The sequence below is a fragment of the Pseudomonas syringae group sp. 26L6 genome, assembly GCF_032587815.1.
Taxonomy (GTDB): Bacteria; Pseudomonadota; Gammaproteobacteria; order Pseudomonadales; family Pseudomonadaceae; genus Aquipseudomonas; species Aquipseudomonas amygdali.
In genome coordinates, this window is the sequence record NZ_JAWHPJ010000012.1 from 220477 (window position 1) to 242786 (window position 22310).

Consider the following 22310-nt stretch of genomic DNA (forward strand, 5'->3'; position numbering starts at 1 on the left):
CGGCTTTGCCGTCTACTGGCTCTGCGGCGAAACCGCTACAGCGCGTAAAGGCGGCAATGCTCAAGGTAGCCCTGCTCGTGACTACCGACCAGTTGAACGACGCTCGACCATAGCCAGGAGGGAGCGTCCAGGGTATCGGATCGATTGGTTTGCAGGTCCCTGATCCACGCCGCACGTGTGGCCAGATCCATCTGTCTGGCGTGGGCTTTACCCACAACTTTGGCGAGATACGCTGCGGCCTGCATGGCCTCCTGCTCAGTGAGCTCATCAAGTTCCAACTTCATGTCCTGAGGAAGTAGCTCACGAATGAAGAACGAATGATCCAGCATTCGCACGGCAACCATTCGGCTACCCAGACCGGGCGACAGGTTCCGGGCGCCCTCCACTACCCGTTTGCCATTGTCTCTGGGCATGCGCGCCCTCGCAGTACGTGGGGCCGCCGCGGCGACGGCTTCCTTGACGTCGAGCAGGCAGAACTCTTCATCTTCTTCATCGCCAACACCCATCAGCACCGCGTAGCGAAGCAGCCCCAGAGAGCTGCAGCCTTTTACCCAGTAGGCGGAGTCGAGTAAACGCACTCGGTCATCCTGGGACCTGCCTTTTAGCGATGTCACCAACGCATGAATCTCCGGCGTCTCACAAAGCGCCTTGATTGCATCGCGTTCCGCACGTGACAGCTGCCAGAAATGTTTGCCCAGCGGAATGGTCGGTTGCGTACCTTCGAAACGCTCCTTTGCCAGATGCTTCCATGTGCGTTGTACCGCGCTACGCATCCCCGCTTTCACTTGCGCAGGACGATCCGGCTCTTCATCGTCGTTGCCAATAAAAGCCTCTTCGTAGCCCTGCATCATCTCTTCCAGCATTCTTGCCGTGGTCACTCCGGGTAGATCCGAGCCACGAGCAGCTGTCGCCAACGACAGCCCCAGCCTCACCAGGTCATGGGCCGGATTACCGATGACGGCTTGATCGAGGTCGCGGATATGCATGTCGATGCGGCCGTTCGAATCCCCAGTGGGCCCCAGATTGCCGGCATGGCAGTCTCCGCAGATCCAGACCGGCGGACCGCTGGGCAGACGCCTGCCCGACTGACTGTGAAGCCACTCATAGAACTGCTCGGTATTGCCTCGAACGAACGCGTGCGCAGACCGCGCCATTTTCAGGTTGCGCAGGTTGATGAGGGATTTGAGGCGTGTGTCGGGACGAGGCGTTTTCATCGGAAAACCTTGAAGAGGGTTATTCCATTGACTCGACATGTGACACGAATGTTTCAAGATATTTCACATCTGATCGCTGTTTGTCTTCAGCGTTTAAGCCAGACTCAAATTACCTCAAGCGCTTTGCCCCCGTAAACTGGCGAGGTCAACCCGTAGAAAGAACAAGAACAAGGTATGCAGCATGTATTCCCGGTCCAGACAATCAGACCGGAAATACACCTGCACGAGCCCGTTAAAGCTTGAACTGCGCAACCATGGTGTTGAACGAAGTCGCCAGCCGTGACAGTTCCTGACTGGATGCGCTCGTCTGATTGGCGCCTGCTGCCGACTGCGCGCTGAGCTCCTGAATGTTGACCAGGTTGCGATCCACTTCGCGTGCGACCTGGGCCTGTTCTTCGGACGCCGAGGCAATCACCATGTTGCGCTCGTTGATGGTGCCTACGCCGCTGGTGATTTTTTCCAGGGCGCTGCCGGCACGCTGAGCGAGTTCCTGGGTGTTGGTGGCCGTCGCCAGGCTTTTGCTCATTGCAGCGACCGCACCGTCGGCACCGGACTGCACGGTGCCGATCATGCCTTCGATTTCCACCGTAGAAGCCTGGGTGCGGTGTGCAAGGGCGCGCACTTCGTCGGCTACCACGGCAAACCCTCTGCCTTGTTCACCGGCGCGTGCAGCCTCGATGGCGGCGTTCAGTGCAAGCAGGTTGGTCTGTTCCGCAATGCTGCGGATGACCTCAAGCACTTTACTGATATCCCGGACGTGGCCAGCGAGCGTTGTGACAGACCCCGTCGATTCGGTAATCTCGCTCACCATCGTGCCGATGCCCTTGACGGTGTCATCGACCTGACCACGGCCGCTGGCTGCGTCGGTTGCCAGTGCTTTCGATTCCTCCGAGGTAGACACTGCATTGCGGGCTACCTCTTCGACAGCAGCCGTCATTTCGTTGACCGCCGTTGCTGCCTGTTGAATCTCGTCATTTTGTCGAGTAAGACCGCGTGTGCTTTCTTCAGTGACCGCGCCGAGCTCTTCGGCAGCGGACGCAAGCTGGTCGGACGCGCTGGAAATCTCTTGAATCGTCCGTTTCAAATTGCCCTGCATCGTGCCGATCGCATTGAGCAGGTGCCCTGCTTCATCACCTCGGGTGCTGGAAACGCTCTGGGTCAAGTCACCCGATGCAATACGTTGTGCAACGTCGATAGCGCTTCTCAGTGGCCCTGTAATCATGCGAGTGATCAGAATACCCAACATGATCGCCACCACAAACGCGATGACAATACCCGCCGTCAACATGAATACCGAGTTGCTTTGCAGCCTGTCAGCGGCCTCTGCACCTTCTTTGATCTGGCGCTTGTTGGAGTCGATCATGATCTGCAGGTAGCCGCGAGCCTTATTGAACTCCCCGTCCGCCAGCGCGTTTAGACGATTGCGCGCGTCTTCCAGTTTGCCCGCCTGCTGCAGGTCAAAGATGTTCTGGGAAGCAGAGATGTAGGCTGGCATCAAGGCGTCGTACTGGTCACCCGCTGCGCGTTCATCGTCCTCCAATGGCGTGGCGCGGTAGACGGCATAGACTTTCTGCGCACGCTCCAACTCGGCATTGATACTTTGACGCATTTTATCCGCCGTGGCCTTGTCCTTGGCATCAAGCAAACGGTAAAGCCCACGGTTATGAGTGGTCAGGGCGGTCATCGTCTCGTTGGTGTTGGCCACTGAAACCAGGTTATTCGAGAAGGTCAGCTCAAGGGCGTCGGAAAGCCGGTTTATACCGAGCATACCCAACCCACCCACAGCCAAGGTGATCATGGCGCAAACGATGAACGCGGCCATGAGTTTTTTAGCGAAACTGGTGCGATTTATCAGGTTCATTGATTATCCATCATCGTTAAGTAAGGGGGCACTTCTGTCCGAGAGCCCTACTGCACTAGAGGCAAGTAGTTGAACGCAGGTTTTGCGCACTTTTGCGATAAGCGATTTTTCGGACTACAGAAGTAGTCATCCAATTTCTGTGCCAGAGCAGGACCTGATTTTTCTCTGCATCCTGACTTTTCGCGATCCCTGTCGTTATCGGCATGAACCGGATTTTATGAATAGACACTGTGGTGTTACTGGATAAAAAGAGGGTGACTAGATGAAAAACGGGCACCGCTACGCAGGGTTTTCCAAGTAGAACCCAGGTAGGAAAACGTGTCGGCGTGCCAGGTATTACCGGGCGTTAGCCCGAGTCACCGAGCCTGCGACGATAGCGGATTACACTGTTTTATCGAGGTCTGCGAAACCATTTTTTTAGTGTCTCGTGGCCATCATCGATATAAGTAAAAATAACGGGCACTCCCAACAGACTTAGTACGGTCGAGGCCGATAGCCCGCCAATGACGACCACCGCCAATCGACGGTCAGCGCCGCCTTGCGATCACCCGCGCGACACGACACCTTTTTCCGCCTTTGGGCTTGGGTATGCGCCTGCATAGGCCCTTCACCTTCACGTCATCCGTAAAACCGTTGCCGCCAGCTTCGATTACATTTGCAGGCGCGCCCATTACTTGCGCGCATAAAAAAACCCGCCGAAGCGGGTTGTTTTTTCCATCAATACCATTCCGACATCCTGTCGGTAGCCATCCCGGCAATGGTGATCATCCGTGACCTGTGAAGCGCTTCCTGCGCTTGCAGTTGATGGGTGTAGATTGCTCCTTCGCCGTGGCACCGTACAGAGTGGATCCACTCCAGATCGTGTAAGCCTTTTGCCATTTTCCGGATGATCCTGTGCCCTGCCCTCAGTTGCGCTCAAACTCGATCAATACCTTTCCTATATGCTTTGCCGCAGCAAAATAAGCATAGGCCTGGGGTGCATCAGCGAATTTGAACGTCCTGGCAACAACGGTTTCAATCCCATTTGCCTCGATTGCGCGTATGAGGTCGACAAACATCGCGCGGCTACCATTGGCAATGCCCCTGATGGTTACATTTTTCAGGATGAGGGACAGGTAATCGGAGAGTGCTTCCCCGTGGTCACACCAATGACCGCGATACGTCCGTTGACGGCAGCGGCAGCGATTGATTGCCCCAGGGTGTCCTGGCCTCCGGTTTCGAGGATGACGTCCGCACCGGTGTTATTGGTGAGCGCCATGACTTGCGCAGCCCAGTCAGGGTGTGTTCGGTAATTGATGGTAATGTCCGCGCCCAGCTGGCGGGCGATGTCCAGTTTTTCGTCACTTGACGAGGTAATTGCCACGCGCGCGCCGTGGAGCCTGGCGAGCTTCAAAGCGGCCAGCGCCACCCCGCCGGTTCCGAGACAAAGGACCAGCTCGCCCGGTTTGACTTTGCACACCTCCATCAGCGCGTTCCAGGCTGTCAGGCCCGCAGATGCGAGCGCGGCAACGTCTTTGTCCGCCAGCGAGTCCGGCACGCGAATCAACGCTGCGGCGGGTAATACGACTTTTTCCGCCAGCCAGCCGTCGTGGGTTACGCCGACGTCATGGGCAAACACGTCGATTCTGAATGGGCCTTCCAGCCAGTCCGGGAAGTGACCGCAGATAACCCGGTCACCCACTTTGACCTGGCTGACGCCCTCGCCTACAGCGATGACCTCGCCCACACCTTCGGAAACCGGAACGCGCTCCGGCTCCTGTCGGGCACCGTAAACGCCATGAAGGATCTGAACATCACGACTGATGAGACTCACCAGACGAGGCGCCACAATGGCTTGCCCCGGTCCGTCTGGCTCGATCAACTGTCATCGCCCCTGGACGAACGATGTCCGCAAGCCCTTAGCCCTGAAACGCTCTGTGTTGTCCGCAGCGCAGACGGCTGCTATTTCAAACGCCAAATCCCCTCCACCCGATGCGCCAGACCGCGCTCGCCGAGCGACTCGATGTACTTCTTCATGCCTTTCTCACCGCGCTTTTGCAGCAACCGGGTGGTGCGTGGCAACAGGTTGGGGAACAGCATAGCCAGACTGGATGCCAAGGATTCGCTCGGTTTCGGTGTCCGTTCCAGGCACGGTTTGTCGAGCATGAGTAACACCTGACGTGCGACGTCGTCCGGCGATTGTGGCGGTGCAATGAACTGTAAAGCGTTGCCGCCTTCGATCGCTTCCTTGCGCAGCATTTGGGTGTCTGTCGCGGTTGGCAGGATGGAGCCGACCTTGATGCCCTTCTCGGCCAGATCCATACCGATCGAGAGCATTGCGCCGCGCAGGCCGAACTTGCTGGCGCAGTAGATCGGTGATTCGGGCGTGGGAAATACGCCCCCCAATGAAACAGTGGATATGATCCGGGCGTCGTTCGAGCGCTTGAGCAATGGAATGGCCAGACGAGTCAGGATCAGCGGTGCGACGAGATTGATGTTGAGCTCTCGACTGATGCTTTCCACCGAGCGTGTATCAAACGCTTCGACTACTGCAATGGCTGCATTGTTGATCAACACGTCAAGTCGGCCAAACTCTGACTCTATGTAGGTCATCAAGCCTGCCAGGCTTTCCTGGTCGGTCAGATCAACTACATAGGGAAAAGCATCTTCGCCGAGGCTTTCCGCCAACACGCGCAGCTGCTTTTCGTCGATGTCTGCCAGTATCAGTTGCATGCCCCTGCGGATCAGCTGGGCGCAGATCGCCTGGCCAATGCCGCCGGCCGCGCCGGTAATCAGGACCACCGTTTTCATAAGCACGTCTCCTGAATGGCGACCTTCTGTTGCAGTGGCGCAGGAATATAGCCAGTGCCTTTACGCAGGCTTTTGTAATAACCCTCTTCGACCGCAGGCCAGCCTTGGCTGTGAAACAGCTTGCGCAGGTATTTCTTGAGCGCATGCGCCTCCAGGTACACCTCGTGGCGTTGGGATTTGACGAACTTGATTCCCCCGGAAAGATCCGGGTCGTCCGTAGCAATCAACTGATCGAAATGACTGGCCTGGGTTTTCTGATGCAATTGGTCACGCAAGTAACAAGCGACAGCATGCGCCTCGCTATCAAACAGCTTATAGGCGCTCGAGTTCGTCTCGACGTACCCGATGCCGAACAAGTTGTGATGCTCACGGCTGAAAATAGACAGGTACAACCGGGGCCGACCGCCCTGCCACTCGAAATACTTCGCGGCATAGGGGCAGCTCCATTTATACCCGGTGGCATACAGCACCAGATCGAGTGGCTCACGCGTGCCGTCTTTGAACACCACGTGCTGACCCTCGTAGTGGGACACGTCCGGCTTTACCTGAATATCGCCGTGCTGCAGGTAGTGCAGCAACTGGGTATTGAGCAACGGGTGGCTCTCAAAGAGCTTGTGGTCCGGCCTGGGCAAGCCAAAGCGCCGGGTATCACCATTTATGACCCGTAAAATGGTCTGGAAAACCGGGCGCGCCAGCCACATCGGCAGTTGCGGTCCCTTTTCACCGAACTCATCAACCGGCATCCCGAACAGGTGCTTGGGAATGAGGTGGTAGCCGCGACGCATGCTGATAAAGGCTTTATCTGCATATTTGGCCGCATCGCAGGCAATATCGGCGCCGGAGTTACCCGCACCGATGACCATCACCCGCTTGCCCTTGAATTCGTCGGCGTTCTTGTACGTTACCGAGTGCCGAACGGTGCCCTCAAACTGACCTTTCACTTCAGGCATGTTAGGGTCCCAGTTACAGCCGGTGGCACACACTACCGCGCGATAGCGGCGTCGTTCACCGCTGGCCAGCGTGACTAGCCAGCGTCCATCCTGTTCTTTTTCAACGTCTTTGACTGCGGTGTTGAAACGGATCCTGTCGTACAGATCGAACGCCATCGCAAAAGAGCGAACGTACTCGAAAATCTGTCGATTGCTCGGGTAATCGGGAAAGTGCGCGGGCATGGGATAGTCGATAAACCCTGACTGATCGCGAGAGGAGATAAAGTGCGCCGATTGGTACATTGGGGTTCCGGGGTTATTGATATCCCATACGCCTCCCACTTCGCCGTGTCGCTCGAACTGCTCGTAATCGAGGCCCTGACGCTTGAGCGCCCTCGCCATACACAGCCCGCCCGGGCCGCTTCCGATAATGCACACCGCGTCGGCGCAATCGTGGATCTTGTTGTTCTCGTGGCTCACTTTGTATTCCTCGGGTTCAACAGCGAGAACCCTAAGTTAGCCAAGGAGGCGCGGAGCATGCAGGGGGCCAATGGACGTAAAAGGGGGTGGTAACGGACTTGTTCGGCTGGCGGGTCGGATCAATGATTAATTTAACGATTCGAGGGGTGTTTCGGCTGTTTTTTCAGGCATGCTGTGATTCGATAAAACAATAAAACCTGTCTGTAAAAGGTCCGGATCAACATGAAGCTCATTGCTGACCCACTGTTCTCTGAAGCCTCGGCTCCGCCGCAGGTATCGCGCATGCTCCTGCAGTACGCGACCGAACGTGGCGTCGATGCCGAGTGGCTATGCCGTGGCCTGGGTTTTGCTCCTGATGACCTGAAAAAGCCCGGCTATCTTCTGTCGCATCGGCAAAGCAACCTGCTGGTACGCCGAACAATCACGGTGCTGGGTGATGACGGCTTGGGTCTGTCGGTCGGCGAGCGCCAGACAGCAGTGTCATGGGGCATTGTCGGGCTGGGTATGCAGGCCAGTGCCACGCTGGGTGAGGCGCTGGACCTGGCCATTCGTTATCAGAAGCATGCCGGTGCCCTGCTCCGCCATCGAATGGAGCTTCATGAAGGTCGCTGCCTGACCTACATGGTGCCGCAGTTCTTTGACCCTGACGTGATCAGTTTTTATCTGGAAGAGGCATTCGCCAGCGCGATGGCCATCGCGCTGCATCTGACTGGGCATCATGACATGCTCCCCAGCCGCATCGAGCTTGAATATCCAGAGCCTGCGCACCGGCAACGATACAGCGAAATATTCCGCTGCCCGGTGGTATTTGCCGGTGCTCACAATCTGATCGAATTCGATGCCCTGTGGCTGGACATTCCATTGTTGACGCGCGATGACTTCGTGGCTGCAGAAGTGGCAGAGTTGCTGGACAGTGCAAACTGGGAAGATAAAGGCACGTCAGATCTTGTCGAAACCGTTCAACGGGAAATACGCAAGCGTCTCTGCGCTCCGCCGTCACTCAATGACCTTGCGCAACAGCTCAATATCGGCGAACGCACCTTAAGGCGTCGTCTTGACGAGGCGGGACAGTCCTATCAGGGCGTCATCGACTCGCTACGCAGGGCCCGAGCATTGTCACTCCTGAGTCACCGTGAAACGAAATTGATCGACGTGGCGACTGAAACCGGCTTCAGCGATATTCGTGATTTCCGTCGGGCGTTCAAACGCTGGACCGGGGTAACACCCCGCGAAGCCAGATACGAAATTCAACAATTTCGAAAAGACATCCAGGGCCTGTCAACCTCCTGAGTTTTTGCGTACTCGCAAGAACATACGTGATCATCAAACGTCCGCTGCCGCCCCCTTTTGTGTCCGCTCAACCCCTGATCGTTCTGTGACCGGTTGTTTATCGTAGCTCTCTGCTCTCCATAAATAATCAAACAAGAGATGGGCCGTGATGACAGAACGAGTGCTTGTTACCGGGGGTGGCGGTTTTGTGGCCTGCCACTTGATTCAGCAACTGCTTGCCAGCGGCAATGTCGTCAATACCACCGTGCGCAACCTCACCAACAGGGCAAAAGTGCTTCCTCTGCTGACGTTGCAAAAGCAACATCCAGGCAAACTTTACCTGTTCGAAGCAGATCTTCTTGTAGACGGCGCGTTTGATGCGTCCATGCACGACTGCACGGTCGTCCATCATGTGGCGTCGCCCTTTCTGCTGCCTGAAAAAATAAAGGACGGCCGCCGGGAAATGCTTGAGCCTGCACTGCTGGGCACCCGGAACGTTCTGAGCAGTGTCGATAAAACGCCCAGCGTCCTTCGTGTCGTCCCGACCTCCACCGTCGGGGCAATCTTTGGCGATTACATTGACGTTTTGCACATGAAGAACAAGACCCTTACCGAAGACTATTTCAATACCAGCAGCACGCTTGAAACCAACCCCTATCACTACGCCAAGGTCGAGGCCGAAAAAGAAGCATGGCGGATCTGCGAGAAGCAGACTCGCTGGAGCCTGGTCACTATCAATCCGGGCATGATCCTCGGCCCTTCTCTTACGCCGGCCTCGGACTCCGGAAGCCTGTTTCTTCTGGATGAGATGTTCCGCGGTTACTTCTTCTATGGCATGCCCGACCTGAGTCTGACTACCGTGGACGTCAGGGATGTAGCGGCAGCTCATATCATCGCAGCGAACAAGGTTGACGCTCAGGGGCGCTATATCCTTGCTGAACAACATATGATTTCTTTCGTGGAGATAGCTGGCATTGTGCGCCGTTTGCATCGACGCCCCTGGTTATTGCCGCGTTACCGCATTCCCGACGCTATTGTCAGGTTGATTGGTCCCTTCTTCGGGCTCACTCAGGATTATCTGAGCAAGCACCTCGGCATTCGCTTCGTGGTGGATAACCAGCGCAGCCTGAATGATCTGGGCATCAAATATCGATCCATCACGGAAACGCTGACAGATCATTACCGTTGCTGGGATATGCAGCGTCAGCTCAACAGCCAGGCGAATGAGAAGCTTCGGTCGTGACATTCAAGTTGCTTCATTTCCCGTAACGGAATGGAACGTGCATAGACCTCGCCTATCAGGTTTCACCCGAGGTCTCCCCATGCGCCATCTCGATACCGATTGCCTTGCTGCTTTTGTTGCTGTCATCGATTGCGGCGGGTTCACCACTGCCGGTGAGCGTATCGGCAAGACCCAGGCAGCTGTCAGCTTGATGCTGGGCCGGCTGGAATCCCGGGTCGGGCGCAAGCTGTTGGAGCGGTCTCGCCGTGGCGTTACGCTGACGGAGCATGGTGAACGGCTGATCGGCTACGCCAGGCGTATCCAGATGCTCGAAGACGAGGCGCTTGCCGCGCTCGATTGCGGGCAGGAAGCCACTCGCGTTCGTATAGGCATGCCGGATGACTATCTTGAGTCGCTGGGCTGCGAGCTCATGCAGGCATTCACCCTGCGCCATCCGCATCTGCAGGTAGAAATCATCTGTGATTTTTCTTCTCGCCTCGAGTCCATGATTACCGAAGGTAGCATCGACCTGGCGATCATCACCCGCTCCGGCACCAAGGTGCAGGGTGAGTTACTTAGGTGCGAACCGATGTTGTGGTGCGCAGCGCCGGGGCATTTTCCCGAGCAACAGAAAGTTTTACCGTTGTCGTTATTTACCGAAAGCTGCCGGGCGCGTCCGCAGATCATTGAGGCGCTGGATCTATTGGGCACGCCTTGGCGGGTGGTCAGTTCTTCATCTCATCTGCCGGGCGTCATGCATTCGGTTCGACTGGGCACCTCGGTGACGGTATTGCCCGCTTCAGTTGTTCCATCTGGCTGGCGCATCCTGAAATCCGAGCAGTTGCCCCGGCTGCCAAGCATCGAACTGGAGCTGCTGGTGCCTGAACATGCCCTGTTGAATACCCGCCGCCTGGCGCATTTCGTCCGTGATTGCTTTCAGGCCAAAAGCCGTTCTGAAAGCGAGTCTCAAAGCGAAGCGATGGCAGCCTTGTAACCTTCAAGCACCGCTTGCAGCGCTTTTTCCTGATGCGCAAAGGTCAGATAGGTTCGGCCAAAGGCAAACGGCATGCTCATGACCCGTTCACGGCGCAGCGCTTTGTGCAGCGCGAGTGTCCACGCGCTGTCAGCCACATGCGCCGCATCGGCGTAGGTTCTGGGCGGCGTCGCCGAGGGCCATAACGTGAACACTGACCCGTAACCCGTACTGCTCACGGCCATGCCTTTGCTGGCAAAGGCTGCGACCAGTTGGGCGCGCAGCTGATCACCGCGTGTCAGCAGTGCGGCATAGTTGGCGGTCGCCAGTTGCTTGAGGGTCGCCAGTACTGCAGCGCACGCTGGCGGCGCTCCACTGTAGGTGCCGGCGCGTACGATTTTTCCCTGCTCGAAAAGACGCATGTATTCGGGTTTGCCAACCAGAGCGGCGACCGGAATACCACTGCCGATCGCCTTGCCGACCGTGGCCAGATCAGGCTCGGCACCCAGCAGCGTGCCGGTCAGCCCTGGACACAGGCGCAACCCCATCAACACTTCATCCAGGATAACCAGTGCGCCATTGCGGTGGGCCAGATCGCTGAGGTGCTTTAAATAGCCCGGCGCAGGCTCGATGCAGCCTGCGTTGGCCAACACGGGTTCCACCACCAGGGCTGCGATGTCGCTGTAATCGCGAAACAGTTGTTCGGCATCCTCAAAATCGTTGTAGCGCAACAGCAGCATGCCATCACGTTCAGGCCGGGTTGTGCCGCTCATCAAGGCCGAGGCCTGCCCCGCATTGCCAAAGGCTACCGAGTCGTACCAGCCGTCATAGCCGGCAGCGAACTTTACAATGCGCTGGCGACCCGTTGCCACGCGCGCGGTGCGGCAGGCCAGGTGCACGGCTTCGCTGCCGGTGTTGAGGAAGATCACCTGGCTGAGATCGCCGGTGAATGTCGCCAATGCGGCAGCAGCGGCCTCCTCGCCCGCGTGTGCAAAGGAAGGCATCGGGCCGTTGAGCATTGCTGCACTGGCCGCTGCCATGACCTCCATCTGAGCATGGCCCAGCATGGTTGCACCAAAACCCATTGCGGTATCCACGTAGCGCACACCCTTGCTGTCCCACAGCCATGGCCCATTGGAGCGTGCAACATTGAAAGCCTGGCCGTCGATTTCGGGCAAAGCGCGGCCGCCGCTGGAAATTCCACCGATCAAATGTTTCATCTTTATTCTCAGGAAATGGGAGGTATCAATAGCCCATGACGCGGGGCAACCATTGGGTCAGATTCGGGAAAAACACGAGCAAGGCGATGGCAAACGCGGTGGCGATCCAGAACGGTATCAATCGTCGTGATACGGCACCGATATCAATACGTCCTACGTTGCACACCACAAAGATGTTGGTGCCGATAGGCGGAGTGAAAAGTCCCCAACCCAGGGTCATGGTGAAGATAAGGCCGATCTGATAGGGCTCGAAGCCCGCAGCCTTGGCCACGGGGACCAGAATCGGCGCCAGAATGATCATTGCCGGGCCAAGGTCCAGCCAGAAACCGACCACTTTGAGTACCAGAATCACCAGCAATATGGTGACCAGCGGGCCGGTATGCAGGCCGACAATCCAGGTGGCCACGGTATGGGGCACCAGTTCGAAGGTCAGGATCCAGCCAAACGGCATGGCCACAGCCATGATGATCATTACCGAGCCGGTGGTGGTCACCGCTTCGGTCACGGCCGGGAATAGATCGCGCCAGCCCAGTTGTCGATAGACAATGGTGCCGACGAACAGCGCATAGAGTACTGACAGCGACGCCGCTTCAGTGGCCGTGGCAAAGCCGGTAACTATCGACCCGAGCACCATGAACGGCATCAGCAACGCAGGCAGCGCGCCACCGGTGTCCCGTAGGAACAGGCCCCAGTCCATCTTGCCTTCAGCTTTTGGAAAGCCCTCGCGAACCCCGACTATGTAAGCGGTCATCATGAAGACTGCGGCGAGCATCAGGCCAGGGATAACGCCGGCCATGAACAGACCACCGATAGACGTGTTGGTCAACACGCCGAACATGATCAGGATGACGCTCGGCGGTACGATAATGCCCAGCGTTCCAGAGGCTGCTGTAACAGCAGCGGCGAAGGCACGTGGGTAGCCACGCGCCTCCATCACCGGAATCATGACCTTGGCAACGGTGCCAGTATCGGCGGTGGCTGATCCGGTCAGACCGCCATAGACGAACGCAGTGGCGACATTCACCAGCCCCAGTCCGCCGCGCAAACGCCCGAAGCAGTGCTCTGCAACACGCATGATGCGCAGCGTCAGACCGCCACGGTTCATCAGCTCTCCGGCCAGCAGAAACAACGGTATCGAGGCCAGGGTCGACGAGTCGGCACCGCGCAGCGTTTGCTGGGCAATCCAGGCCAGCGGCATGTGCAGATCACCCCACAGCAGGGCCGCGATACTGCCACCGGCCATCGCCCAGACAACTGGCAGGCCAGCCATCAGCAAACAGAAAAACGCCAGAAAAAGGATCAGCACGGTCATGGGCGTACTCCGTTGCGAATCAGGCGTGTCAGACGAACCACAGCCAGTAGCGCAAGCATCGCGGCGGCGCTGATCAACGCCAGTGAACTCAGCCCGGCGGGCCAGCGCAGCACTGGGGTTGGCATCCAGCCGGTGCGTGAAATGAACGCAACACCGCTGCTCAGCAGCCAGGCGCTGATACCCAGCAGGGCCACACTGGCAAAGGCATCCAGGGCCTTTTGCAAAGACCTTGGCAGCATGCCCACCAGGCCCTGGAATCGCACGTTTTCGTGCCTGACTTCAGCGATCACGGCGCCAATAAATGTCACCCAGATAAACCCGATCGTGGCGATCTCGAACGACCATTCGAAGCCATGCAGATTCAGGTAACGCGAGAAAACGCCTGCCAGAATGGACAGAAAGGTCACGGCGAACATCAGCGAGCCGAATACAGCAAGGCAGCGTTCAGCCAGGCTGCTGGGTGGTTGGTCAGGATGCGGGCTGATAGACATGGCGTCACTCGCCTTGCGCGTCGTGTCGCAGCTGGCTGACGAAGTCTTCGCCCCAGACCTTGCCGAACTGGGCATACACCGGGTTGCTCAGCTCGCGGAATGGACGCGGGTTGACGTCATTGAACTTCACGCCCTTGCCCTGCATTTCCTGCTGAATCTTGCTGTACACCGCTTCCAGCTGCGAGCGATACCAGGCTGTGGTGTCTACCACCGCCTTATCGAGAGCTGCCCGTTCAGTTGTGCTCAGGCTTTCGTACTTGTCCTTGTTGATGAACCAGAAGTTAGCCGACCACACGTAGTTCGAGAGCGAGACATATTTGGCGACCTCGTACCATTTCTGGTCGTAAAAATCGCGCAGCTCGGGCTCCACACCGTCGACTACGCCCGATTGCAGCGAGGTATACACCTCGCCGAACGGAATCGACTGTCCCAGCCCGCCCAGTTGCTTGATGGTTGCCAGGATCACGGGGTTGGGCGGCGTACGTATTTTTAGGCCGCTTAGGTCCGCGGGCTGAAGTATCGGGTGTTTGCTGTTGGCGAACTGACGAAAGCCAGAGTCCAGCGCCGAGAGCATGACGAAGCCATGATCCTGGCCCATGCTGAGGAATTTCTTGCCAGCTTCGCTATCGAGGTAGGCATGTACGGCGACCGAATCTTCGAACAGAAATGGCAGCGACAGCGCATTCAGGCGCGGATCGATGCCGTCGGTCGAGCCGCCCAGGCCAATGTCGATGGCTCCTGCGCCGACCGAATCGACAATAGGCGCTTCATCACCCAGTTGGCCGTCCGGGTAGAGCTGCACTTTCAACTCACCGTTGGTTTGCGCACTGACCTGGGCGGCGAATCGCGTCATCGCCTGATTGATAAGGCTGCTGGAGCTGGAGGCGTGGGCTAAACGTAACGTCTGGTCCGCCATCGCGGCGTTTGCGCCGATCAGCAAAGCCAACCCGGTCAGGGCTCCGAAAACAGCGTTTAAACGAGATGAGAATTTGAGCATGGCGGCGAACTCTACGTTGAATAGCGTTGCAGCCATTAACCATGAGTGCCGACCTTAGCGTCAATTAAGAGATGGCTTTTTGCGATTAGGATGCTTAATGCATCCATACGTTTATTTATGGATGCCATTTCCTGCCATTCCGGCATTCTCAGTCAACGCTCCAGGTACTTAAAACCCGCTCCATGAAGGGAGGATCGCGAGCAAGGCCGGGCCCGCAGCCGAAAGAGGCACCAACCACGTTTCCAGTATCGGGTGTTGCTTCATCCGCTTATGAATCAAGTGAGTATTCGGAGCCCACCGGTCGACGCCTCGAGAGGCGAGCCGTTACTATCGGCGGATGACTAAAGGAGCGCTTTGATGTTTCACGTTATGTTCAGCCTGCCCTGCCTGTACGTTATCGCCAGGTTCTTATGGCCAATGCCGTGGGCGCTATCAACCAGAATTGCCGTTGCTCTGCTGCTTGTTCTAGCCTCGCAATATCATCTGTATTGCCGGTTTTCCTCCGGGAGCGTGTTTTCGCCAGAATTTCCACGCTCCGTCGTGATGCTGTTCAATTGGGCGTTTGGCGCGATCCTGTTGCTTGCGGTGTTGCAAATCATCGTCGATATCGCAACGTTGCTGACGATGCTGCTGCGCCGGAAAACACTGACCATTCCGGCAAATCTGCGCTACGTCATCGGTGTGGCAGCCTTGGTACTGGCGGCAATCGGCGTCCAGCAGGCCGTGCGCGTGCCGCCTGTGAAAGACATCCAGATCGCGATCAAAAACCTGCCTGTGCAATTCGAGGGCTACAAAGTATTGCAACTGACCGACATGCACATCAGTCGCCTGTTTGACGCACCGTGGACGCAGGCGGTGGTGCAGCAGTCGAATGCGCTGGGAGTGAATCTGATCGTCATCACCGGCGACCTGATCGATGGCTCACTCAACAACCGAAAGCAGGATGTTGAAGCGTTGCGCGATTTACGGGCGCCTGACGGCGTGTATGTCATACCCGGGAATCATGAATACTTTTTCGATAACCAGACGTGGATGCAGCACTTTGTCTCGCTGGGGATGGTGCCACTCGCCAACAGCCACACTCTGATCGAGCGCGACGGCGCACGGATCGCTCTGGCTGGCGTCACCGATGTGACCGCACCAAAAACCGGCTTCCCCGCGCCGGACGTTGAAAAAGCCATAGCAGGCATCGCAAAAGACACACCGATCATCCTGCTAGACCATCAACCGAGAAACGCGCGAGAAACCGCGGCTAAAGGGGTAACTTTACAACTTTCCGGCCATACCCATGGCGGAATGATCTTCGGTCTTCACCGCCTGCTGGCCCTGGCCAACGGGGGATTTGTGTCGGGGCTTTATGATGTCGGCGGGATGCAGCTGTACGTCAACAACGGCACCGCACTCTGGCCCGGATTTGCCATTCGTCTTGGCCAGCCTTCGGAGTTGACCCGGATTACGCTTCGGCGGGCACCGTAGCTTGCCATTAGTGGCGCGCCACATCCTGTGCGCCCGACGTTCGTGCTACCCGGCACTGGCGCGCGCCCTTATCGGCACTTCGGGCTCGGCCATTGCCAGCAGCGCTGTCACCTGGGCCAAAGGCAAGGGCCGTCCGAACAAGTAACCCTGAGCGAAATCGCACTCGTGGGAGGCTAACCAGTCTGCAAGTTCCTCGTGCTCCACTCCCTCGGCCGTGATTTTCATGCGCAGGCTTTTTCCCAGAGCGAGGATGGCTTTGACCATCTCATTTTGGTTATCCAGTGAGGTGTCAAAGAAAGACCGGTCGATCTTGATTTTGTCGATGGCCAGTTTGGTCAGGTGGTAAAGCCCCGAATAGCCCGTACCGAAATCGTCCAGCGCTACGCTCACACCCATAGCGCGCAAACGCTCCAGGTTCAGGCGTGCACTGTCGATATTGGCCACAAGGGCATTTTCCGTCACTTCCACTTCCAGCCGAGTCAGTGGAAATTGACCTTCACTGGCCACGTGGGCCAACCAGTCGGGAAAATCGACACTTTCGATCATCAATGAAGTGACGTTTATGGACAGCGTAAAGTCGCTGGGCCAGTCACGCGCCTGATCGAAGGCCTGAAGCAGGAGACTTTCAGTGAGTTGCTTGATTAGCCCCAACTGTTCTGCCACGGGGATGAAGTCAAGCGGCATGATAGTTCCACGCTCGGGGTGCAGCCATCGCGCCAATAGTTCGAAGCCCGCGAGGCGTTGCTCCGGAAGATTGACAATAGGCTGATAGAACGGCTGGATTTGGTTGTGCTCAATAGCCTGCCTCAATTCCTGCGCGAATAGCTCCTGCTGGCGTTGTTCGCGCTCGAAACTGACTTCATAGAAGTTAAACATGGCGCGGCCGCCGTTCTTGCCTCTGTACATGGCGCTGTCGGCATGCTGTAGCAGGGTGTCGGCATCCGAACCGTCCAAAGGCGAAATTGCAATGCCCAGGGTCGCACTAAGCGCTAAACGCGGCAAATCCGCGCTGGACGCTGCGATTTTAGCCAACACACTTTCAGCCAGCGTTGCCAGTTCAACCTGAGTGAAGTCACCACTGACCGCCAGACCGAACTCGTCCCCGCCCAGTCGCGCCACTGAAGCCTGCCAGCCGGCAGTCGCCTCTCGCAGGCTTTCCGCAACGGCGCAAATCGCCGCATCTCCCACTGCATGCCCGTGGGTGTCGTTGATCAGCTTGAATTTATCCAGATCGATCAGGAAAACGGCGGTTTGCGAAGAGGCCTGCTCCAGGCGCGCAACCAGCTGCTCCTGAAACACGCGCCGATTGAGCAGGCCAGACAAGGGATCGTGGCGGGCCAGAGAGTCGCTGAGCGCCTGCGACTTCAGCAAGTCGTTGTAGCTGTCTTGCAAGCGTTGCATCAGGCGCTTCAAAAGAATGAACGGTACGACCATCGACAGCAATGCAAACCCGGTCGACGTTAATACAAAACGCCAGCGCTCGGCATCTTCGAAGTCTTGATCATACGGTAAGTTCATGGCGTACATGGCGAAGGACTCAAGCTTGAATTCCCACGCGATGGCCACCAAAAAAATAGAAAACAGATAAAACCACAACAGGGTGTAAAGGTATTTACGAACCATGTGCGGACTGCGAATGAATGACATGAACGCTACGCTCAAATGACGACAGGTGTACGACTGCAGGCAGTTCAGCGGTCGCCAGACTTCACACTAGTCGGCATTCGCTACGCCCTATTGACCCTTGCCAGGATGATGACCGGGAACACTACCCGGCTCGGTAGTGTTCCGCCGTTTGCAACTAACTCGAGCGCTGATCGACAAACCGACTGACGGCTCGAACTACTGTGTTGGCGCCTTGCTGGATTTCCTGGATGACACGATCTGCATCGTTAGCCAGCACCAGCGCCTCGGAAGCCTGCTCGGTACTGCGCACAATCACGCCCACGGCATCTGAAGCAAGGCTCTGATTGGTCTTCACGACGTTTACGATTTCTTCTGCCGCTTTGGTCGTGCGGGAGGCCAACTGACGTACCTCATCGGCCACCACCGCGAACCCCCTGCCCTGTTCGCCCGCCCTCGCGGCTTCAATAGCTGCGTTCAGTGCGAGCAAATTGGTTTGCTCGGCGATTCCACTGATGGTTTTTATGATCGTTCCAATGACCTGACTTTGAGAGTCCAGTGCCTCGATGCCCCGCGTGGCCTCTTCCATCGAAATCGTCAGCTGGCCCAGCATCTGCAAGGTGTCCTTGATGACTTTTCGGCCTTGCTGGGCACTGCCGTCGGTATCGATAGATGTTTGATAGGCCATCTCCGACGCTTCAGCGACAGCTTTCTCACGTTCAACCTGTTCAGTAATGACCGTTGCAAACTTGGCGATCTTATAGAGCTTGCCATTGGCGTCGGTAATCGGGTTATAGGACGCTTCCAGCCATACATCACGACCGGACTTGTCGACGCGCCGGAAACGGTCAACGATAAATTCACCCCGGCGCAACCTTTCCCAAAACAACATGTAGGCGTCCGAGGCGGACTCTTCAGGCAAACAAAAAATCTTGTGATGTTTTCCCTTGATCTGATGCAACTCGTAGCCCATTGCTTTCAGAAAGTTGTCATTGGCTGCGATGACTATTCCATCGAGGGTGAAGTCGATAACGGCGGTTGACCGTTGCAGTGCGTTCACGAGGGCTTCGTTCTCGCGAGAGGCTTCGATGGTGCGTGTCAAAACGCTTGAGTACAGCGTGATCTGCTCCACACCGCCGGTTTCGTTTTTAAAGGGGACGACCACAGTTCTCAGCCACACCCTGGCCCCTGTTTTGCTGACCAGGCGCAACGTGCCGCTGAAATGTTTGCCGTCCCGAATAGCAGCCAGAGCACGCTTCTGGTGAACATCAGCGCTCAGCTCTGGCGGGCTCAACTCGGAGAGACTGCGCCCGGCAATCTCGGCTTGTGCATAGCTCAGTTCTGTCTCGAACAAGGCATTGACTGACTGCACTTTGCCCGCCCCGTCCAGAACGGCGGCAACTGTCTCCAGATTCAGAATTTGCCCTGCTTGTTCAAGCATGGCGAGGCGGCGCTCCAATGCCTTATTGGTTTTTTTCAACTGAGAGTTAAACATTGTGGCTATCCGGGACAGTTTGGGCTTGCCACCTTCATCGGTCATCGAATCGAAATCTTTAGCGCGCTGGTCAACTAAACGTCGGAAAATCCTGATGTAAATTCCGAAATCTGATTAGGATCCAGATTGCCTGTCTGGTCGTACGATAACGGTTAATACATGACAATTAATTGTAAGTTTGCACGGAATTAAATTGTAAGGTGGCTGTCGGTCAGCTATTCACCTGAATAATGGCTGAACAACAACTTGATAACGTCTGTGTGTGCCTCATGCAGAACGCTGGAAAGGAGATTTATTCATGTCAGAACCGCGCATTCGTGCCCTCGCTCTTTGCGTTTTTCACCACCAGGGAAAAATACTGGTCAACGAATTCCACGACGTCGTTGCAAAGCAAACGCTTTTTCGCCCTCTTGGCGGAGGCATAGAATTTGGCGAGCGGAGTATCGATGCCGTGGTCCGGGAAGTGTATGAAGAACTGGGCTTTTCGATCAGCAACGTTCGGTTGATTGGCACGTTGGAGAGCATTTTTACCTACGCGGGCAAGCCAGGGCACGAGATCGTGCAGGTCTACGATGCAAGATTTGACGACGCAGAAATCTATAAGAAGCCCTGGCTGGATGGCCTTGAAAGCGACGGGGCAACTTTCAAGGCCGCGTGGCATTCTGGTTCCAGTTTTACCAGTGAATCTACGCTTGTACCTGAAGGGCTGTTTGATCTACTCAAGAATGCGTCTCTGCTGGATTAATATGCTAACCGGCAGCAGGTGCTTCATCCCTGTCCAGTCGTCGGAAAAACTCCTCCCGTTTGTCATGGTCCGCTTGTTCCTTGGCCAGCAACCCAGGCAACAACTCACTCGCCTGCTGCGCACTCAGAATGAACACTCCGTCGTCATCGCCAATGGAAATGTCTCCCGGATTAACAACAACCCCACCGATATTGATCGGCCCATTGAGTTCACCACGTTCCCCCAGACTTCGCGTGGTCACCGCACTGATACCTCGGCTGAATACCGGCAGACGATGTTCGCGTAAGGCGGCGACGTCGGTAACCGCACCTGATATGACTACGCCGGCCAGGCCTTTGATGAGCGCGGCCAGGGTGCGCAGCTCGCCCCAGCAGGCGCAATGATCGTCGCCGACGCATTCAATGACCAGCACGTCGCCAGGCAGGCTGTTAAGCAATGCATCGCGCAGGATGCTGCCGTCGGGCAGCTGTACTTTGACTGTAACCACGTTGCCGACCAGTCGCGCGCCGTCGAACAGCGGTCTGATCCCTGGCAGATAACCACTGTCAGTCAGGTGGCCGATGGTGGAGGCGGCAATGCCCCGGTATTGCTCTATCACGGCGTCACTGAGTTGTTGCTGACGGTGTGCAATGTGCTTGTTCATCGACATTTTTTTGGCCTCAATAACGGGCAGGTCGAGCAATACTCGACGGGGTTGCTGGCGTCGTAATAGAAGCAGCAGGTGCGCCGAAAACGGATGCTTTTGCCTTCGGCTTCGAGCAAAACCGGTGGGCGCCGGAAGTGTTTCAACGGGTTGTAGCTCAGGCCGAAAAGTGCCGGGTCGGCCTGATTCAGCAGCCAGTCGAAATCGGCTTCATAGCGCTGTCGAATCGCCGGGTCTTCAACTTTCTCCATGCGTTTGTCGTACAGCGAATAAACGCGTACGGCGGTGTTTTCCCAGAGGATGCGCCGGGAGATGCCAGTGATGCGGTTGAAGGTTTCCCACAGAGGCTGCAGCAGGTCGCGGAACAAGGTGCCGACAATTACCTCCCGCCACGCCTCGCGAGTGCCCGGCTCATAACCCACAGGTGTTACGTCGTCCAAGGGCATTGAAGAGGTCCACAGGCCCTCCTCGTGTGCGTATTCAATCACGCTATTGTCCAGCGACAGGATCAAGCCCTTGTCGTAGACCGACATGGCGTACAGGCAGGCACCGGTGCTCAGGAAGGAAAAGCGCTTGGCCAGCAGCGACGCGGTGATCGCCTGCGTCGGAGAGCCGATGACCGGCCCCAATGCTGCAAGCAATTGTTCGCACACCTCGTCGTCCAGCAATGCACGGGCTGGCAACGAGCGGGTATCGCGGTCAACTGCGTGTTTGAGGCGCAGCGCCCCGGACAGCAGCGCCCATTCAGGCTCGCTGAAAGCCTGTGCCAGGCTCATTGCGGCAGTTCCCGGCCAAAGGGAATGCACAGCGGCGTACCAAAGAACGGGTCGGCGATGATCCGGCAATTAAGGCCGAAGACCTGCTTGACCAGTGCTTCACTGAGGATGTCGGCCGGACGTCCTTGGGCAAAGGCGGTGCGCTCGTGGACGGCGACCATGTGATCGGCATAACGGCAAGCCAGGTTCAGATCATGCAGGACCATGACGATGGTCTTGCCTTCCTGGCGATTGAGGTCGCGTAACAAGTCCAGCACTTCGATCTGATGAGCCAGATCGAGAAAGGTCGTCGGCTCATCCAGCAATACGATGTCGGTATCCTGGGCCAGCGTCATGGCGATCCACGCGCGTTGACGCTGGCCGCCTGACAGCGCATCAACGGGCCGCTCGGCCAGTTCCTGCATACCGGTCTGCGCCAGCGCCCGTTCGACCATGGCTTCATCCTGAACGGACCACTGCTGCATCCAGTTCTGATAGGGATAACGGCCCAGTGCCACCAGCTGACGTACGCTTATGCCTTCCGGGGCGCTTGGCATTTGCGGCAGAATCGCCAGTTCGCGCGCGACCGTAGCAGTGGATTTCTGGTGGATATCGGCACCGTTGAGCACCACAGTGCCCTGCTGCGGCTTGAGCAGACGCGCCAGGGATTTGAGCAAGGTGCTTTTGCCGCAACCGTTACTGCCGATCAGCACGCTTACCTGGCCTGCGGGTAACTGCAGATCAAGACTGTCGATGATCACCTGCCGTTGGTAACTCAGGGTCAGGTCGTGGGTTGCGATTGACGCCATCCGTAA

General features: G+C 56.9%; 20 protein-coding genes and 2 pseudogenes. 5 read left to right on the top strand and 17 right to left on the bottom strand.

The features are described from left to right. Positions 1-35: 35 nt before the first annotated feature. The 7 genes and pseudogenes from RYA97_RS07410 to RYA97_RS07435 form a co-directional block, all read right to left on the bottom strand. Entirely contained in the window at positions 36-1214 is a 1179-nt protein-coding gene (locus tag RYA97_RS07410) for a DUF2252 domain-containing protein (protein ID WP_057404310.1), read from the bottom strand. Positions 1215-1446: 232 nt separating this feature from the next. Continuing rightward, the gene (locus tag RYA97_RS26425; protein WP_394326304.1) at positions 1447-2310 is read right to left on the bottom strand and encodes a methyl-accepting chemotaxis protein; all 864 of its coding nucleotides are present in this window, start codon (positions 2308-2310) and stop codon (positions 1447-1449) included. After that, positions 2305-3075: pseudogene (locus tag RYA97_RS26430) on the bottom strand (MCP four helix bundle domain-containing protein); the annotation flags it as partial. The gene RYA97_RS26425 and the pseudogene RYA97_RS26430, both read right to left, overlap by 6 nt. A 905-nt stretch (positions 3076-3980) precedes the next feature. Beyond that, positions 3981-4133, bottom strand: coding sequence for a zinc-binding dehydrogenase (locus RYA97_RS07420; RefSeq protein ID WP_232288564.1), 153 nt, complete (start codon positions 4131-4133; stop codon positions 3981-3983). Positions 4134-4174: 41 nt separating this feature from the next. Further along, on the bottom strand, positions 4175-4936 hold the full coding sequence (locus RYA97_RS07425; RefSeq protein WP_225694377.1) for a zinc-dependent alcohol dehydrogenase family protein: 762 nt from the start codon (positions 4934-4936) through the stop codon (positions 4175-4177). Between the two features lie 80 nt (positions 4937-5016). After that, entirely contained in the window at positions 5017-5865 is an 849-nt protein-coding gene (locus RYA97_RS07430; RefSeq protein WP_044292815.1) for an SDR family oxidoreductase, read from the bottom strand. Beyond that, positions 5862-7232: a flavin-containing monooxygenase gene (locus RYA97_RS07435; protein ID WP_050547697.1), complete on the bottom strand. Its 1371-nt coding sequence runs from the start codon at positions 7230-7232 to the stop codon at positions 5862-5864. The genes RYA97_RS07430 and RYA97_RS07435 overlap by 4 nt, the downstream gene beginning before the upstream one ends. A gap of 264 nt (positions 7233-7496) precedes the next feature. Here RYA97_RS07435 and RYA97_RS07440 point away from each other — a divergent pair, with 264 nt between their 5' ends. From RYA97_RS07440 to RYA97_RS07450, 3 genes are all read left to right on the top strand, one after another. Then, complete coding sequence (locus RYA97_RS07440) at positions 7497-8564, top strand: AraC family transcriptional regulator (protein ID WP_316892036.1); 1068 nt, start codon at positions 7497-7499, stop codon at positions 8562-8564. A gap of 148 nt (positions 8565-8712) precedes the next feature. After that, positions 8713-9786 (top strand): NAD-dependent epimerase/dehydratase family protein, encoded by a 1074-nt coding sequence (locus RYA97_RS07445; protein ID WP_016980511.1) that lies wholly within the window; start codon positions 8713-8715, stop codon positions 9784-9786. 79 nt (positions 9787-9865) lie between these two features. Further along, a complete protein-coding gene (locus RYA97_RS07450; RefSeq protein ID WP_016980510.1) occupies positions 9866-10759 on the top strand; it encodes a LysR substrate-binding domain-containing protein in 894 nt (297 codons plus the stop codon). Here the strand turns inward: RYA97_RS07450 and RYA97_RS07455 are convergent. Genes RYA97_RS07455 through RYA97_RS07470 form a run of 4 tightly spaced genes read right to left on the bottom strand, consistent with a single transcriptional unit; the run spans position 10732 to position 14758 of the window. Next, on the bottom strand, positions 10732-11958 hold the full coding sequence (locus tag RYA97_RS07455) for an aminotransferase class III-fold pyridoxal phosphate-dependent enzyme (protein ID WP_316892037.1): 1227 nt from the start codon (positions 11956-11958) through the stop codon (positions 10732-10734). The genes RYA97_RS07450 and RYA97_RS07455 overlap by 28 nt on opposite strands. Before the next feature lie 25 nt (positions 11959-11983). Beyond that, positions 11984-13270: a TRAP transporter large permease gene (locus RYA97_RS07460; RefSeq protein ID WP_004665402.1), complete on the bottom strand. Its 1287-nt coding sequence runs from the start codon at positions 13268-13270 to the stop codon at positions 11984-11986. Next, complete coding sequence (locus RYA97_RS07465) at positions 13267-13761, bottom strand: TRAP transporter small permease (protein ID WP_005777328.1); 495 nt, start codon at positions 13759-13761, stop codon at positions 13267-13269. The genes RYA97_RS07460 and RYA97_RS07465 overlap by 4 nt, the downstream gene beginning before the upstream one ends. 4 nt (positions 13762-13765) lie before the next feature. Further along, positions 13766-14758, bottom strand: coding sequence for a TRAP transporter substrate-binding protein (locus RYA97_RS07470; RefSeq protein ID WP_039847398.1), 993 nt, complete (start codon positions 14756-14758; stop codon positions 13766-13768). A gap of 357 nt (positions 14759-15115) precedes the next feature. On the opposite strand from RYA97_RS07470, the gene RYA97_RS07475 reads away from it, so the two are divergent. Continuing rightward, positions 15116-16234: a metallophosphoesterase gene (locus RYA97_RS07475; protein ID WP_005777332.1), complete on the top strand. Its 1119-nt coding sequence runs from the start codon at positions 15116-15118 to the stop codon at positions 16232-16234. Between the two features lie 45 nt (positions 16235-16279). On the opposite strand, the gene RYA97_RS07480 is transcribed toward RYA97_RS07475, so the two are convergent. The 3 genes and pseudogenes from RYA97_RS07480 to RYA97_RS26440 all read right to left on the bottom strand — a co-directional run. Continuing rightward, positions 16280-17881: a putative bifunctional diguanylate cyclase/phosphodiesterase gene (locus RYA97_RS07480; protein WP_046832769.1), complete on the bottom strand. Its 1602-nt coding sequence runs from the start codon at positions 17879-17881 to the stop codon at positions 16280-16282. 154 nt (positions 17882-18035) lie between these two features. Then, entirely contained in the window at positions 18036-18545 is a 510-nt protein-coding gene (locus tag RYA97_RS26435) for a methyl-accepting chemotaxis protein (RefSeq protein ID WP_223216237.1), read from the bottom strand. A gap of 30 nt (positions 18546-18575) precedes the next feature. Further along, a pseudogene (locus tag RYA97_RS26440) lies at positions 18576-19397 on the bottom strand (PAS domain-containing protein); the annotation flags it as partial. 253 nt (positions 19398-19650) lie between these two features. Between RYA97_RS26440 and RYA97_RS07490 the strand changes: the two are divergent. Continuing rightward, positions 19651-20097 carry an NUDIX hydrolase gene (locus RYA97_RS07490; RefSeq protein WP_005757742.1) on the top strand — a complete coding sequence of 149 codons (447 nt, stop codon included), beginning with the start codon at positions 19651-19653 and terminating at the stop codon, positions 20095-20097. 4 nt (positions 20098-20101) lie between these two features. On the opposite strand, the gene RYA97_RS07495 is transcribed toward RYA97_RS07490, so the two are convergent. Genes RYA97_RS07495 through RYA97_RS07505 form a run of 3 tightly spaced genes read right to left on the bottom strand, consistent with a single transcriptional unit; the run spans position 20102 to position 22304 of the window. Further along, the gene (locus RYA97_RS07495; RefSeq protein WP_316892038.1) at positions 20102-20740 is read right to left on the bottom strand and encodes an RraA family protein; all 639 of its coding nucleotides are present in this window, start codon (positions 20738-20740) and stop codon (positions 20102-20104) included. Continuing rightward, positions 20737-21516 (bottom strand): IucA/IucC family C-terminal-domain containing protein, encoded by a 780-nt coding sequence (locus tag RYA97_RS07500; RefSeq protein ID WP_005777340.1) that lies wholly within the window; start codon positions 21514-21516, stop codon positions 20737-20739. The genes RYA97_RS07495 and RYA97_RS07500 overlap by 4 nt, the downstream gene beginning before the upstream one ends. Next, complete coding sequence (locus RYA97_RS07505) at positions 21513-22304, bottom strand: ABC transporter ATP-binding protein (RefSeq protein ID WP_005777341.1); 792 nt, start codon at positions 22302-22304, stop codon at positions 21513-21515. Before RYA97_RS07505 ends, RYA97_RS07500 begins: the two co-directional genes overlap by 4 nt. Positions 22305-22310 lie beyond the last annotated feature (6 nt).